At 65.5% G+C, this 17,303-nt stretch carries 2 protein-coding genes; both read right to left on the bottom strand.

Features of this window, described 5'->3' with window-relative positions:
* Nucleotides 1–93: 93 nt before the first annotated feature.
* Complete coding sequence (locus C2U47_RS23090) at nucleotides 94–450, bottom strand: type I secretion C-terminal target domain-containing protein (protein ID WP_041212411.1); 357 nt, start codon at nucleotides 448–450, stop codon at nucleotides 94–96.
* Complete coding sequence (locus C2U47_RS23085; RefSeq protein ID WP_199766861.1) at nucleotides 414–17,246, bottom strand: Ig-like domain-containing protein; 16,833 nt, start codon at nucleotides 17,244–17,246, stop codon at nucleotides 414–416. The genes C2U47_RS23090 and C2U47_RS23085 overlap by 37 nt, the downstream gene beginning before the upstream one ends.
* Nucleotides 17,247–17,303: the final 57 nt, after the last annotated feature.

Below are 17,303 nucleotides of genomic sequence, written 5' to 3'. Positions count from 1 at the left end.
TGCCCTCCCCCTCGTCTGCGTCCATCCACCCGAAAATCCCCCATAAAAAAAGCGGCAGATTGCTCTGCCGCTTTTGCCCAGCCCGCTTGGCTGTTACTTGTTGATATCCAACATGTTGTTTTGCAACATGAAATCGATCACCTGGTTGGCAGTCGTCCCTGAACCGCCCGTCAGAGTGTCGAAGGTGTGGTTCATCAGCACTATCTCCTGGGTCACCGGCGCGGCACTGCTCTCCTTGACTTGCAGATGCACCCCTTCGCTGTCCTGGAACACCGAGAGCAGGCTCTTCAGGGAGCTCTCGCTCTTGCTGCCATCGCTGTCGAGCAAGTCGCTCAGATCCAGCTTGTCCCCTTCCGACTTGCTGAAATCGACGATGTAGTCCTTGGCCACCTTGCCAGCCTCGGTATCCCCCTTCAGCCAGGTGAAGGTATCGGCACCTGCATCCCCCATGAGGATGTCGTTGCCGGCCCCCCGATCAGGATGTCGTTGCCCAGTCCGCCGCTCAATATGTCGTTGCCGGTACCGCCATAGAGGGTGTCGTTGCCACTGCCACCATAGAGGCGATCATTGCCGCTCTCCCCATAGAGGGTGTCGTTGCCGCTACCACCGAACAGGGTGTCGTTGCCGGCACCGCCATACAGGAAGTCATCTCCCCCCTGACCGAACAGGATGTCATTGCCATCACCGCCGAGGAGGGTGTCACCCTTGTCATTGGTCGACGACTGATCGAACTCGCTGGCATGATCCGTGATGTAGGCGTGCACCTGGGCATCGGTCACCGACCCTGCCCCCAGCTTGCCGCTCACATACTGCTTGATGGCCGCATACCCTTCCCCGCTGATGCCGGTGAAGCGTACCGCGTCGCCAAACAGGATGTCGTCGCCCGCACCGCCATCCAGCCTGTCAACGCCGGGCAGGTTGCTGACCGGCGTCCCCAGAATGGCATTGGCGAGATCGGAGGCAGACACATTGGACTGTACGACCTTGTCGCTATCAAACAGCTTGAGAATATCACTTGATACCCCGCTGCCGATCCCGATGGCCGCCAGCACCACATTGTTTGCCTCCAGCAGCGGCAGCACATTCAATGCGTTGTCCCGTGCCGTGCTGTTGGTCGACCCCGAGGTGTAACTGGTTGAGATCTCGAAGGTCCCATCCCCTTGCGCCTTGATCTTGCCGATGTTCTGGGAGTTCCAGTTACCATTTCCGTTCTGTGACCACTGCTTGACGTTGCCACTGGCATCCACAATCACCCGCTGGGTGCCCCCGATATTGGCGTAGAAAGCCGTACCCGGTACGTAGTTGTTGACGTTGACAAAGGTATCCAGACCTTCCTGGGTCTTGGTGTTCACCACCGGATTGATCTCTTCGTTGTAGAAGTAGGAGTTCGGAGCCCCATCGGTGATGAAATAGGCCTGATTCTTCGCATTGGTGTTGTTCTTGGCCAGGTCGCTGTTGAACCAGTTGGAGGTGACCTTGAGCGGATCCTCGTAGTTGGTCAGCCCCGAGGTACCATCCATGCTGGTCAGTACATCACCCAGCAGCTTCAACGCATTGGGATCTTTGAGATCCACGCTGACGGAACGATTGACCTGAGTATCAAAATCGATCAGGAAGACGTTGACCTTGCCCGCCGCCTCCTTGCCCGCACTCCCCTGGAGCTCTTTGAACACCTGGGTCAGTTGATCCCGGATGGTCTTCATCGCCGACGAACCGATACTGCTCGAGGTGTCGATCATGAAGGCGAGGTTGTAGTTCTGGCCCGGCAGCATCACGCTGCCATCCAGATCCCCCACCACGATATTGTGCTCGCTGCCATAGGTCCGGTTCTGGTCCCCCGGCTCCCCTTCGGTGGCGTTGAAGTAGCTCAGGCGGATGCTGTCGTCATCGGTCGCGGTACTGGTCAGATCGGTCCCGACCTCCTTGGCGATGACATCGACCTTGAGATTGACCAGGCCCGCCTTGTCACCCGGTACCCGCAGAGTCAGACCGCTCAGGTTCAGATCCAGTGCATTGCTGCTCCACAGCTTGTCCGACGCGGTGAAGGTCAGCTTGCCATCGTCCCCGACGGTACCCAGCAACTGGCTGCCCTTGTAGAGCTCGGAGCCTTTGGGCATGCCGCTCAGCACCAGGCTGTCAAACACCTCGCTACCATCCCTGTCGGTGAGGGAGGCCGTCAACTCGACCGGGTAATCCACCTTGGTCGGCGGAACCAGGGTCAGCTCACCCGTGGTCTGGTTGATCTGGTAGATGCCGTCTGCGAACTGGACATATTCCATGTCGTGCAGGGCCTTGGTCACCCCGACGCCTCGCTCGGACACGACGAAGTCGAACCACTTGTCGTTGTTCGAATATCCCTCGCCCTTCTTGATGGAGTAGTCGGCACGATTGCCGGGCAGCACGGCGATATCCGTGCCAGTCCCGCCATAGAGGCCGTCATTGCCAAGACCGGAGACCAGGATGTCGTTGCCTTCACCACCATAGAGGGAATCGCCCTGGATGGCATCGCTGCCCACCAGAATGTCATTCCCCTGGTTGCCGACCAGGCTGTCGCCACCCCCCTTCTGGCTCACGATGTAGTCGTTGCCGCTGGTGCCATTGACCTGATCCTGCCCAGAAGAGCTATCGGTCAGGGTCTTGGTGATCCCGAGGGCCCCCTTGTCGAAGTTGCCGGACTGGAACTGGCCCGTGGTGATCCCCGCGCTCGGGAAGCTCAGGTTGTAAAGGGGAATACCATTGCCCACCAGACTCAGGTTGACGGTCGGCTTGTCGGCGACCGCCGCCACGTCGATCACCAGCTTGCTGCCATTGCTGAGGTTGGCACCGTCGCTTATCTGATAGCCGATGCTGGCATAGTCGCCCTTCATGTTGCCGACCACGGCGCCGTTGCCGTTGGCGGCATGGGTGCTCGATTCGTTCAGACCTGGCACGAAGCGCAGATGGCCTGCGTTCACCTCGGCATAGGAGATGAGGGATCCGGTTTGCACCGCAACCCACTGCCCAGCCGCATTGAGGTATTCGAGGGTACCGTTCAGCGGCAGGGTGTTGATCTGCACCCCGAGATCAGTCGCGTCCTGATCGTCGCTGGCACCGAACTGGGCCCAGGTCAGGACCTGGGGCTGATCTTCGGCACCGGCGCTGTGGCCGCCAGCCGCCGTCGGCGCCCGATCGTTGTCCACTATGGTACCGGTCCCGCTCTGACCACCGATGGTCACCGAGAGGGTCTCGTTCGTCTCGACCAGACGATCGTTCACCGTCGGGATGGTCACCGTGAAGTCTGTCACGCCCGCCGGTACCGTGATCTTGCCGGTGGTGCTGTTGTAGGTCACGCCGTTGCTGAACTGGGCATTGCCCCAGTCCTGGTTGGAGGCGGGGTTGTTGCCCGATCCGCGAATGGCGAAATCGTATTCGGTCGCTTCCTGGGTCGCATCGGACAAGGTGACCTTGTGCAACAGGTTGCCCCCTTCAGTCACGCTCTCGCTGGAGACACCCTGAACCAGCGGCGTGAAGAGAGGCTTGGTGGCGAAGGAGCCAATGCTGGCGTCACCGTCACCATCCACCACCCGGATCTGGAAGTCGATGTCACCATCACCCAGGGGTTTGGACATGCGCTGGTACTGGAAGAACTCCCACTTGCCGGTGGCTGGCGTGAACTCCAGCTTGAAGACGAGGTTGCCGCCCGCATCCTTCCCGAGCAGGGTATTGGCCCCGCTGGCAGTGATGGCGATGGCTGAGCCGGAAGCCGTCCGCAGACCATTCTCGAAGGTCGCCGGGTCCAGTACCAACCCGATGGAGCCCTTGCCGTCCGCCCCCCACTGCGGGGTCACGGTGCCGGAACCATAGGCGATGGCCTGCGCCGTGTTGGCACCGAGGAACTCGATGCTCTGTACGGTGAAGTCGCTGTTGTCGGAGGTATTGGTGTTGCCGTTGTTGGTCGCCTTGATCACCATGGTATCGAAGCCACCCTGCTGCACCTGGAAGTTCTGGTTGAACTCCCCACCCGATGCGTTGGAGTTGAATACCAGGGTGCTGATCAGCACACCACCGCGATAGAACTCCACGACCCCGCTCTCCAGCTCGCCGCCAAACATCTTGCTGAACTTGATGTTGGCGCCGTAGGCAACCTTGCCCGCATCCAGCCTGACGATCAACTGCTCGGAGGCGGACGATCCGTCGGCAAAGTGACGGAAGTCAATCTCGTTGGCGAGGTTGTGGTAAGGCGCAGCACCGCTGGCCACCCCCAGCCCCGAGCTGGAGCCGTTGACATCCGCCGTTACCAGTGAGGAATCGGTTGCCGACTTGAAGCCCAGGGCGCTGATGGTAAAGCCTGCCATGTTCAGGGTGCTCTGGTTGCCACTGTACTTGGTCAGGTCGAAGAGCCCGGTCAGCACGTTCGGAATATCGGTCTTCACCACGGAAACGGCATCGCTGTTGCCAGCAATGGGGGAGTCGTCCTCGACGCTGACATCCAGCTTGCCCTTGGTGACGCCACTGCCATCGGAGACCTCCACGTCCAGCTGGAACGACAGCTTGTCTTCCGAGGTCGTATCCCCGTGGTCGAGGGGGCCCTTGAGGGTCACGTCATAGGTCCATTCTCCCTTGCCGCTGGCATTGGGTGCCGTCAGCTTGACCTCGACCACCGCCTTGTAATCGGCGCCGCCAATCGCCCCCGTGTAGCCGACCAGCGTCTTGCTGCCCGCATCCCAGCTCCACTGGACCTTGGCCCCACCGGACGTCAGCCCGCCCGGTCCGTTCAAGGAGATGCTGAGCGTACTGCTGTCGATGTCGCCCACCGAGAGGGTACCGGACGCCTTGATGGCGTTGGTGGTATCCGGGTTGCCGACCGTGTCGGCAATACCGTTTGCCAGACCCTCTTCGGAGACGACAGCCCCATTGGAGATGGTCAGCGTCGGCAGATCGTTGACCGCATCCACCTTGATGGTCACGGTTGCGGGGCTCGCATCCACGGCGCCGTCGTTGTCTACCGCCGCATAGTTGAAGGTGGTGTTGCCGTTCCAGTTCGCATTCGGAGTGAAGGTGAGCTTGCCGGCGTCCGCCACCGCAATGCTCTGATCCACCGTCACAGCCACCCCGTTCAGATAGAGGATGCCGTTGGCAGGCAGGCTCTTGATGGTGAAACTCACCACGTTGCCATCGATGTCGCTGCCACTGAGGGTCGGAATGGCGATGCTGGCGGCATCTTCCTGACCGTTTGCCTGCTTGTTCGCCGTCTCCGGCGCTTCATTCAGGATCTGCGCGTTGTCGCTGCCCGGCAGGGAGACGTTGCCCGCCTTGTCGGTCTGGGTCGCCGTCACCGTCAACGACTTGCCGTTGGCCGGGGTCGTCTCCGTCCAGCTGATGGTGCCATTCTGATAGCCGTAGCTCTTGCCATTGCTTGCCAGCAGGGTGCCATCGGCCTTGAGCGTCAACTGGACAGTGCTGTTCACCCCGCCATTGTTGATGGTCAACGTCACCTTGCCGCCCGCAACCAGGTCTGCGTGATTGATCCCGGCGCGTACCTGGATCTGATCATTGCCAATCTCGGCCTTGGTCAGCATCTGGTCGTTGTTGGCATCATCCACGATAACCACGGTCGGTGCCGCAGTGGCGGTGGTGTCGCCCATGGTGGCGCTGTCGCTGCCCGGCAGCGAGACGTTGCCCGCCGCGTCCACGATGGTGGCGGTCACGGTCAGCGTCACGCCGTCCGCCGGACGGTCGAACTCGTAACCCACCTTGCCCGCCGTGATGTCGGCATCGGTCAACAGGCGGTCGGCCTGGCCACTCACCTTGAGGGTGTCCCCGGCCTTGGCATCGCCCGGCAGGCTCACTTCCACGTCCACCTTGCCGCTGATCTCGGTGTTGCTGATGGTGCCGTCGTTGTTCACGTCTTCGGTGATGACCACGGTCGGCGCGCCGGTCGCGGTGGTGTCGCCCATGGTGGCGCTGTCGCTGCCCGGCAGCGAGACGTTGCCCGCCGCGTCCACGATGGTGGCGGTCACGGTCAGCGTCACGCCGTCCGCCGGACGGTCGAACTCGTAACCCACCTTGCCCGCCGTGATGTCGGCATCGGTCAACAGGCGGTCGGCCTGGCCGCTCACCTTGAGGGTGTCCCCGGCCTTGGCATCGCCCGGCAGGCTCACTGCCACGTCCACCTTGCCGCTGATCTCGGTGTTGCTGATGGTGCCGTCGTTGTTCACGTCTTCGGTGATGACCACGGTCGGCGCGCCGGTCGCGGTGGTGTCGCCCATGGTGGCGCTGTCGCTGCCCGGCAGCGAGACGTTGCCCGCCGCGTCCACGATGGTGGCGGTCACGGTCAGCGTCACGCCGTCCGCCGGACGGTCAAACTCGTAACCCACCTTGCCCGCCGTGATGTCGGCATCGGTCAACAGGCGGTCGGCCTGGCCGCTCACCTTGAGGGTGTCCCCGGCCTTGGCATCGCCCGGCAGGCTCACTGCCACGTCCACCTTGCCGCTGATCTCGGTGTTGCTGATGGTGCCGTCGTTGTTCACGTCTTCGGTGATGACCACGGTCGGCGCGCCGGTCGCGGTGGTGTCGCCCATGGTGGCGCTGTCGCTGCCCGGCAGCGAGACGTTGCCCGCCGCGTCCACGATGGTGGCGGTCACGGTCAGCGTCACGCCGTCCGCCGGACGGTCAAACTCGTAACCCACCTTGCCCGCCGTGATGTCGGCATCGGTCAACAGGCGGTCGGCCTGGCCGCTCACCTTGAGGGTGTCCCCGGCCTTGGCATCGCCCGGCAGGCTCACTTCCACGTCCACCTTGCCGCTGATCTCGGTGTTGCTGATGGTGCCGTCGTTGTTCACGTCTTCGGTGATGACCACGGTCGGCGCGCCGGTCGCGGTGGTGTCGCCCATGGTGGCGCTGTCGCTGCCCGGCAGCGAGACGTTGCCCGCCGCGTCCACGATGGTGGCGGTCACGGTCAGCGTCACGCCGTCCGCCGGACGGTCGAACTCGTAACCCACCTTGCCCGCCGTGATGTCGGCATCGGTCAACAGGCGGTCGGCCTGGCCGCTCACCTTGAGGGTGTCCCCGGCCTTGGCATCGCCCGGCAGGCTCACTGCCACGTCCACCTTGCCGCTGATCTCGGTGTTGCTGATGGTGCCGTCGTTGTTCACGTCTTCGGTGATGACCACGGTCGGGGCGCCGGTCGCGGTGGTGTCGCCCATGGTGGCGCTGTCGCTGCCCGGCAGCGAGACGTTGCCCGCCGCGTCCACGATGGTGGCGGTCACGGTCAGCGTCACGCCGTCCGCCGGACGGTCAAACTCGTAACCCACCTTGCCCGCCGTGATGTCGGCATCGGTCAACAGGCGGTCGGCCTGGCCGCTCACCTTGAGGGTGTCCCCGGCCTTGGCATCGCCCGGCAGGCTCACTGCCACGTCCACCTTGCCGCTGATCTCGGTGTTGCTGATGGTGCCGTCGTTGTTCACGTCTTCGGTGATGACCACGGTCGGGGCACCGGTCGCGGTGGTGTCGCCCATGGTGGCGCTGTCGCTGCCCGGCAGCGAGACGTTGCCCGCCGCGTCCACGATGGTGGCGGTCACGGTCAGCGTCACGCCGTCCGCCGGACGGTCAAACTCGTAACCCACCTTGCCCGCCGTGATGTCGGCATCGGTCAACAGGCGGTCGGCCTGGCCGCTCACCTTGAGGGTGTCCCCGGCCTTGGCATCGCCCGGCAGGCTCACTGCCACGTCCACCTTGCCGCTGATCTCGGTGTTGCTGATGGTGCCGTCGTTGTTCACGTCTTCGGTGATGACCACGGTCGGGGCACCGGTCGCGGTGGTGTCGCCCATGGTGGCGCTGTCGCTGCCCGGCAGCGAGACGTTGCCCGCCGCGTCCACGATGGTGGCGGTCACGGTCAGCGTCACGCCGTCCGCCGGACGGTCAAACTCGTAACCCACCTTGCCCGCCGTGATGTCGGCATCGGTCAACAGGCGGTCGGCCTGGCCGCTCACCTTGAGGGTGTCCCCGGCCTTGGCATCGCCCGGCAGGCTCACTGCCACGTCCACCTTGCCGCTGATCTCGGTGTTGCTGATGGTGCCGTCGTTGTTCACGTCTTCGGTGATGACCACGGTCGGCGCACCGGTCGCGGTGGTGTCGCCCATGGTGGCGCTGTCGCTGCCCGGCAGCGAGACGTTGCCCGCCGCGTCCACGATGGTGGCGGTCACGGTCAGCGTCACGCCGTCCGCCGGACGGTCAAACTCGTAACCCACCTTGCCCGCCGTGATGTCGGCATCGGTCAACAGGCGGTCGGCCTGGCCGCTCACCTTGAGGGTGTCCCCGGCCTTGGCATCGCCCGGCAGGCTCACTGCCACGTCCACCTTGCCGCTGATCTCGGTGTTGCTGATGGTGCCGTCGTTGTTCACGTCTTCGGTGATGACCACGGTCGGGGCGCCGGTCGCGGTGGTGTCGCCCATGGTGGCGCTGTCGCTGCCCGGCAGCGAGACGTTGCCCGCCGCGTCCACGATGGTGGCGGTCACGGTCAGCGTCACGCCGTCCGCAGGACGGTCAAACTCGTAACCCACCTTGCCCGCCGTGATGTCGGCATCGGTCAACAGGCGGTCGGCCTGGCCGCTCACCTTGAGGGTGTCCCCGGCCTTGGCATCGCCCGGCAGGCTCACTGCCACGTCCACCTTGCCGCTGATCTCGGTGTTGCTGATGGTGCCGTCGTTGTTCACGTCTTCGGTGATGACCACGGTCGGCGCACCGGTCGCGGTGGTGTCGCCCATGGTGGCGCTGTCGCTGCCCGGCAGCGAGACGTTGCCCGCCGCGTCCACGATGGTGGCGGTCACGGTCAGCGTCACGCCGTCCGCCGGACGGTCAAACTCGTAACCCACCTTGCCCGCCGTGATGTCGGCATCGGTCAACAGGCGGTCGGCCTGGCCGCTCACCTTGAGGGTGTCCCCGGCCTTGGCATCGCCCGGCAGGCTCACTGCCACGTCCACCTTGCCGCTGATCTCGGTGTTGCTGATGGTGCCGTCGTTGTTCACGTCTTCGGTGATGACCACGGTCGGCGCACCGGTCGCGGTGGTGTCGCCCATGGTGGCGCTGTCGCTGCCCGGCAGCGAGACGTTGCCCGCCGCGTCCACGATGGTGGCGGTCACGGTCAGCGTCACGCCGTCCGCCGGACGGTCAAACTTGTAACCCACCTTGCCCGCCGTGATGTCGGCATCGGTCAACAGGCGGTCGGCCTGGCCGCTCACCTTGAGGGTGTCCCCGGCCTTGGCATCGCCCGGCAGGCTCACTGCCACGTCCACCTTGCCGCTGATCTCGGTGTTGCTGATGGTGCCGTCGTTGTTCACGTCTTCGGTGATGACCACGGTCGGCGCACCGGTCGCGGTGGTGTCGCCCATGGTGGCGCTGTCGCTGCCCGGCAGCGAGACGTTGCCCGCCGCGTCCACGATGGTGGCGGTCACGGTCAGCGTCACGCCGTCCGCCGGACGGTCAAACTCGTAACCCACCTTGCCCGCCGTGATGTCGGCATCGGTCAACAGGCGGTCGGCCTGGCCGCTCACCTTGAGGGTGTCCCCGGCCTTGGCATCGCCCGGCAGGCTCACTTCCACGTCCACCTTGCCGCTGATCTCGGTGTTGCTGATGGTGCCGTCGTTGTTCACGTCTTCGGTGATGACCACGGTCGGGGCGCCGGTCGCGGTGGTGTCGCCCATGGTGGCGCTGTCGCTGCCCGGCAGCGAGACGTTGCCCGCCGCGTCCACGATGGTGGCGGTCACGGTCAGCGTCACGCCGTCCGCAGGACGGTCAAACTCGTAACCCACCTTGCCCGCCGTGATGTCGGCATCGGTCAACAGGCGGTCGGCCTGGCCGCTCACCTTGAGGGTGTCCCCGGCCTTGGCATCGCCCGGCAGGCTCACTGCCACGTCCACCTTGCCGCTGATCTCGGTGTTGCTGATGGTGCCGTCGTTGTTCACGTCTTCGGTGATGACCACGGTCGGCGCGCCGGTCGCGGTGGTGTCGCCCATGGTGGCGCTGTCGCTGCCCGGCAGCGAGACGTTGCCCGCCGCGTCCACGATGGTGGCGGTCACGGTCAGCGTCACGCCGTCCGCCGGACGGTCAAACTCGTAACCCACCTTGCCCGCCGTGATGTCGGCATCGGTCAACAGGCGGTCGGCCTGGCCGCTCACCTTGAGGGTGTCCCCGGCCTTGGCATCGCCCGGCAGGCTCACTTCCACGTCCACCTTGCCGCTGATCTCGGTGTTGCTGATGGTGCCGTCGTTGTTCACGTCTTCGGTGATGACCACGGTCGGCGCGCCGGTCGCGGTGGTGTCGCCCATGGTGGCGCTGTCGCTGCCCGGCAGCGAGACGTTGCCCGCCGCGTCCACGATGGTGGCGGTCACGGTCAGCGTCACGCCGTCCGCCGGACGGTCAAACTCGTAACCCACCTTGCCCGCCGTGATGTCGGCATCGGTCAACAGGCGGTCGGCCTGGCCGCTCACCTTGAGGGTGTCCCCGGCCTTGGCATCGCCCGGCAGGCTCACTGCCACGTCCACCTTGCCGCTGATCTCGGTGTTGCTGATGGTGCCGTCGTTGTTCACGTCTTCGGTGATGACCACGGTCGGGGCGCCGGTCGCGGTGGTGTCGCCCATGGTGGCGCTGTCGCTGCCCGGCAGCGAGACGTTGCCCGCCGCGTCCACGATGGTGGCGGTCACGGTCAGCGTCACGCCGTCCGCCGGACGGTCAAACTCGTAACCCACCTTGCCCGCCGTGATGTCGGCATCGGTCAACAGGCGGTCGGCCTGGCCGCTCACCTTGAGGGTGTCCCCGGCCTTGGCATCGCCCGGCAGGCTCACTGCCACGTCCACCTTGCCGCTGATCTCGGTGTTGCTGATGGTGCCGTCGTTGTTCACGTCTTCGGTGATGACCACGGTCGGGGCACCGGTCGCGGTGGTGTCGCCCATGGTGGCGCTGTCGCTGCCCGGCAGCGAGACGTTGCCCGCCGCGTCCACGATGGTGGCGGTCACGGTCAGCGTCACGCCGTCCGCCGGACGGTCAAACTCGTAACCCACCTTGCCCGCCGTGATGTCGGCATCGGTCAACAGGCGGTCGGCCTGGCCGCTCACCTTGAGGGTGTCCCCGGCCTTGGCATCGCCCGGCAGGCTCACTTCCACGTCCACCTTGCCGCTGATCTCGGTGTTGCTGATGGTGCCGTCGTTGTTCACGTCTTCGGTGATGACCACGGTCGGGGCACCGGTCGCGGTGGTGTCGCCCATGGTGGCGCTGTCGCTGCCCGGCAGCGAGACGTTGCCCGCCGCGTCCACGATGGTGGCGGTCACGGTCAGCGTCACGCCGTCCGCCGGACGGTCAAACTCGTAACCCACCTTGCCCGCCGTGATGTCGGCATCGGTCAACAGGCGGTCGGCCTGGCCGCTCACCTTGAGGGTGTCCCCGGCCTTGGCATCGCCCGGCAGGCTCACTGCCACGTCCACCTTGCCGCTGATCTCGGTGTTGCTGATGGTGCCGTCGTTGTTCACGTCTTCGGTGATGACCACGGTCGGCGCACCGGTCGCGGTGGTGTCGCCCATGGTGGCGCTGTCGCTGCCCGGCAGCGAGACGTTGCCCGCCGCGTCCACGATGGTGGCGGTCACGGTCAGCGTCACGCCGTCCGCCGGACGGTCAAACTCGTAACCCACCTTGCCCGCCGTGATGTCGGCATCGGTCAACAGGCGGTCGGCCTGGCCGCTCACCTTGAGGGTGTCCCCGGCCTTGGCATCGCCCGGCAGGCTCACTGCCACGTCCACCTTGCCGCTGATCTCGGTGTTGCTGATGGTGCCGTCGTTGTTCACGTCTTCGGTGATGACCACGGTCGGGGCGCCGGTCGCGGTGGTGTCGCCCATGGTGGCGCTGTCGCTGCCCGGCAGCGAGACGTTGCCCGCCGCGTCCACGATGGTGGCGGTCACGGTCAGCGTCACGCCGTCCGCAGGACGGTCAAACTCGTAACCCACCTTGCCTGCCGTGATGTCGGCATCGGTCAACAGGCGGTCGGCCTGGCCGCTCACCTTGAGGGTGTCCCCGGCCTTGGCATCGCCCGGCAGGCTCACTGCCACGTCCACCTTGCCGCTGATCTCGGTGTTGCTGATGGTGCCGTCGTTGTTCACGTCTTCGGTGATGACCACGGTCGGCGCACCGGTCGCGGTGGTGTCGCCCATGGTGGCGCTGTCGCTGCCCGGCAGCGAGACGTTGCCCGCCGCGTCCACGATGGTGGCGGTCACGGTCAGCGTCACGCCGTCCGCCGGACGGTCAAACTCGTAACCCACCTTGCCCGCCGTGATGTCGGCATCGGTCAACAGGCGGTCGGCCTGGCCGCTCACCTTGAGGGTGTCCCCGGCCTTGGCATCGCCCGGCAGGCTCACTTCCACGTCCACCTTGCCGCTGATCTCGGTGTTGCTGATGGTGCCGTCGTTGTTCACGTCTTCGGTGATGACCACGGTCGGCGCACCGGTCGCGGTGGTGTCGCCCATGGTGGCGCTGTCGCTGCCCGGCAGCGAGACGTTGCCCGCCGCGTCCACGATGGTGGCGGTCACGGTCAGCGTCACGCCGTCCGCCGGACGGTCAAACTCGTAACCCACCTTGCCCGCCGTGATGTCGGCATCGGTCAACAGGCGGTCGGCCTGGCCGCTCACCTTGAGGGTGTCCCCGGCCTTGGCATCGCCCGGCAGGCTCACTTCCACGTCCACCTTGCCGCTGATCTCGGTGTTGCTGATGGTGCCGTCGTTGTTCACGTCTTCGGTGATGACCACGGTCGGCGCGCCGGTCGCGGTGGTGTCGCCCATGGTGGCGCTGTCGCTGCCCGGCAGCGAGACGTTGCCCGCCGCGTCCACGATGGTGGCGGTCACGGTCAGCGTCACGCCGTCCGCCGGACGGTCAAACTCGTAACCCACCTTGCCCGCCGTGATGTCGGCATCGGTCAACAGGCGGTCGGCCTGGCCGCTCACCTTGAGGGTGTCCCCGGCCTTGGCATCGCCCGGCAGGCTCACTGCCACGTCCACCTTGCCGCTGATCTCGGTGTTGCTGATGGTGCCGTCGTTGTTCACGTCTTCGGTGATGACCACGGTCGGCGCACCGGTCGCGGTGGTGTCGCCCATGGTGGCGCTGTCGCTGCCCGGCAGCGAGACGTTGCCCGCCGCGTCCACGATGGTGGCGGTCACGGTCAGCGTCACGCCGTCCGCCGGACGGTCAAACTCGTAACCCACCTTGCCCGCCGTGATGTCGGCATCGGTCAACAGGCGGTCGGCCTGGCCGCTCACCTTGAGGGTGTCCCCGGCCTTGGCATCGCCCGGCAGGCTCACTGCCACGTCCACCTTGCCGCTGATCTCGGTGTTGCTGATGGTGCCGTCGTTGTTCACGTCTTCGGTGATGACCACGGTCGGCGCGCCGGTCGCAGTGGTGTCGCCCATGGTGGCGCTGTCGCTGCCCGGCAGCGAGACGTTGCCCGCCGCGTCCACGATGGTGGCGGTCACGGTCAGCGTCACGCCGTCCGCCGGACGGTCAAACTCGTAACCCACCTTGCCCGCCGTGATGTCGGCATCGGTCAACAGGCGGTCGGCCTGGCCGCTCACCTTGAGGGTGTCCCCGGCCTTGGCATCGCCCGGCAGGCTCACTGCCACGTCCACCTTGCCGCTGATCTCGGTGTTGCTGATGGTGCCGTCGTTGTTCACGTCTTCGGTGATGACCACGGTCGGGGCGCCGGTCGCGGTGGTGTCGCCCATGGTGGCGCTGTCGCTGCCCGGCAGCGAGACGTTGCCCGCCGCGTCCACGATGGTGGCGGTCACGGTCAGCGTCACGCCGTCCGCAGGACGGTCAAACTCGTAACCCACCTTGTCCGCCGTGATGTCGGCATCGGTCAACAGGCGGTCGGCCTGGCCGCTCACCTTGAGGGTGTCCCCGGCCTTGGCATCGCCCGGCAGGCTCACTGCCACGTCCACCTTGCCGCTGATCTCGGTGTTGCTGATGGTGCCGTCGTTGTTCACGTCTTCGGTGATGACCACGGTCGGCGCGCCGGTCGCGGTGGTGTCGCCCATGGTGGCGCTGTCGCTGCCCGGCAGCGAGACGTTGCCCGCCGCGTCCACGATGGTGGCGGTCACGGTCAGCGTCACGCCGTCCGCCGGACGGTCAAACTCGTAACCCACCTTGCCCGCCGTGATGTCGGCATCGGTCAACAGGCGGTCGGCCTGGCCGCTCACCTTGAGGGTGTCCCCGGCCTTGGCATCGCCCGGCAGGCTCACTGCCACGTCCACCTTGCCGCTGATCTCGGTGTTGCTGATGGTGCCGTCGTTGTTCACGTCTTCGGTGATGACCACGGTCGGCGCGCCGGTCGCGGTGGTGTCGCCCATGGTGGCGCTGTCGCTGCCCGGCAGCGAGACGTTGCCCGCCGCGTCCACGATGGTGGCGGTCACGGTCAGCGTCACGCCGTCCGCCGGACGGTCAAACTCGTAACCCACCTTGCCCGCCGTGATGTCGGCATCGGTCAACAGGCGGTCGGCCTGGCCGCTCACCTTGAGGGTGTCCCCGGCCTTGGCATCGCCCGGCAGGCTCACTGCCACGTCCACCTTGCCGCTGATCTCGGTGTTGCTGATGGTGCCGTCGTTGTTCACGTCTTCGGTGATGACCACGGTCGGCGCGCCGGTCGCGGTGGTGTCGCCCATGGTGGCGCTGTCGCTGCCCGGCAGCGAGACGTTGCCCGCCGCGTCCACGATGGTGGCGGTCACGGTCAGCGTCACGCCGTCCGCCGGACGGTCAAACTCGTAACCCACCTTGCCCGCCGTGATGTCGGCATCGGTCAACAGGCGGTCGGCCTGGCCGCTCACCTTGAGGGTGTCCCCGGCCTTGGCATCGCCCGGCAGGCTCACTGCCACGTCCACCTTGCCGCTGATCTCGGTGTTGCTGATGGTGCCGTCGTTGTTCACGTCTTCGGTGATGACCACGGTCGGCGCACCGGTCGCGGTGGTGTCGCCCATGGTGGCGCTGTCGCTGCCCGGCAGCGAGACGTTGCCCGCCGCGTCCACGATGGTGGCGGTCACGGTCAGCGTCACGCCGTCCGCCGGACGGTCAAACTCGTAACCCACCTTGCCCGCCGTGATGTCGGCATCGGTCAACAGGCGGTCGGCCTGGCCGCTCACCTTGAGGGTGTCCCCGGCCTTGGCATCGCCCGGCAGGCTCACTGCCACGTCCACCTTGCCGCTGATCTCGGTGTTGCTGATGGTGCCGTCGTTGTTCACGTCTTCGGTGATGACCACGGTCGGCGCACCGGTCGCCTCGGTGTCGATGGCCGCACTGTCGCTGCCGCCGGTCCCCTTGTTGCCCGCCAGATCGGTGTAGCTGTTCTCCTTCACGGTCACGCTGGCGGTGCCCGTGAAGTGCGCATCCGGAGTGAAGGTCGCGGTCCAGGTCTTGCCGCCATCGGAGGTGGTCAGCCCGGTCACGGTGCCGCCCACCACGGTCAGGTCGCCCAGCTCGAACCCGGTCACCTTCTCGCTGAAGGTGAAGGTGACGTCGCTGGTCTCGCCCACGGTCAGCTGGTCGTCAACGATGTGGACCACCACGCTCGGGGCCAGGGTGTCGACGCTGTAACCCTCGGTATCGGTCACGGTGGTGCTGTTGCCCGCCGCGTCGGTGGTGGTGACCTTGGCGTCGATCACCTTGTCCCCATCGGCCACCAGCTCGCTACCCGGCACATTGATGCTGAAAGTCTTGTCGGCCAAGACCAGACCGGTGAAGGCCTTGCCATTGACTGTCAGGGTGACGGTGTCGCCCTCTTTCACGTCGCCACCCACACGACCGGTCACGGCGATGTCCTGCTTGGACTCGGCCGCGTTGATCACGTCGTCAGGGGTGATGTTGCCATCCAGGGTGATGCTGGCATCCGGTGGCGTGGTATCGAGCAAGGTAGTGTCGTCGGTGGCGCTGGCCGGGTTGCCCGCCGCGTCGGTAACGCTGGCCACCACGGTCAGGTTGCCATCAGCCAGCCCGCTCAGATCGGCGCGGGTCTGGTAGTTGCCATCGGCATCGGTGACGGCAGTGACTGTCACGCTCTTACCGGTGGCATCGCTGATCACCAGGGTCACGGTACGACCCGGGCCAACATCGGAGGTGCCGCTGATGGGCGTGTTGGCCACATTGGCCGCGTTCACGTCATCCAGGCTCACCGTGATGTTCGCCGTGGTGTCCACGCTACCATCGTCGCTCGACGTGCCTCTGTTGCCAGCAGGATCAGTCACGCTGGCCGTCACGTCATAGCCTCCATCCGGCAACGGTGTCACGACATCCGCGCTGTAACTGCCATCCGGTTGTACCGTGGCGGTCAGGGTCTGCTGATTGCCGTTGGCATCGGTCACCGTCAGGGTCACCGTGCTGCCGGGGGCGGCGTCCGTGGTACCCGTGATGGTCGGGGTGTTGTCATTGGTATTGTCCGGTGCATTCACCGTCACGATCGGGGCCGTAGTGTCCACGCTGCCATCATCGGTCGCGGTGCCGGTGTTGCCGGCCGGATCGGTCACGGAGGCCGTCACCTGATAGCCCCCTTCGGCCAGCGGTGAGGTGACATCCACGCTGAAGCTGCCATCCGGTTGTACCGTAGCGGTCAGGGTCTGTTGATTGCCGTTGGCATCGGTCACCACCAGGGTCACCGTGCTGCCAGCGGGAGCATCCGTGGTGCCGGTCAGGGTCGGCGTCCGATCGTTGGTGTTGTCGGGGGCAGAGACGGTGATGACGGGAGCGGTGAGGTCGACCAGCTCATCCTCACTGCTTTGCGCATCCACCAGCGGCGCCGCGTCAGCCGGGTTCGCACTGTCAAAGCCTGCGCTGGAGATGGTTGCATCACCGGTACGATCGATAGTGACGAAACCGCCGTTGCCGCTGGCACCAGCCACGCCCCCCGCATTGCCTGCGGCCGGGGCTCCGCCCGCCGCCGACGCTTCGAATGCCTTGGTGGGGTCGGTCCCGTCCAGAATCGCTTGCTGCAAGGCGGCGATGTCATCGGGCGTACCCGCGTTCGCCAGCACGGCGTCACCCTGTTCGGGGCGCTCGCCGGAACCCAGGGTGAACGTGGTCTCCCCTCCCTGGAAGCTGGCCCCTTCGGGCGCAAGCAATACCGCATCCTTGGGCAGTACATCGCCTTCTGCAACGAGTCTCTGGCTCCCGTCGGCGGCGACCAGATACATTTTGCCTTGCAAGTGGGTAACGACGACATCCTGATCCAATACGATGCGCTGATTGCTCATGGTTTCTCCTGAAATATCGAAGGGCATATTGCTCCAGCCTCCAATGTGCCCGTTTAT

This window comes from Aeromonas sp. ASNIH7 (assembly GCF_002903485.1).
GTDB classification, from domain to species: Bacteria; Pseudomonadota; Gammaproteobacteria; order Enterobacterales; family Aeromonadaceae; genus Aeromonas; species Aeromonas caviae.
The sequence above is the reverse complement of the archived record's forward strand: the minus strand, read 5'-3'. Positions and strand labels throughout refer to the sequence as shown.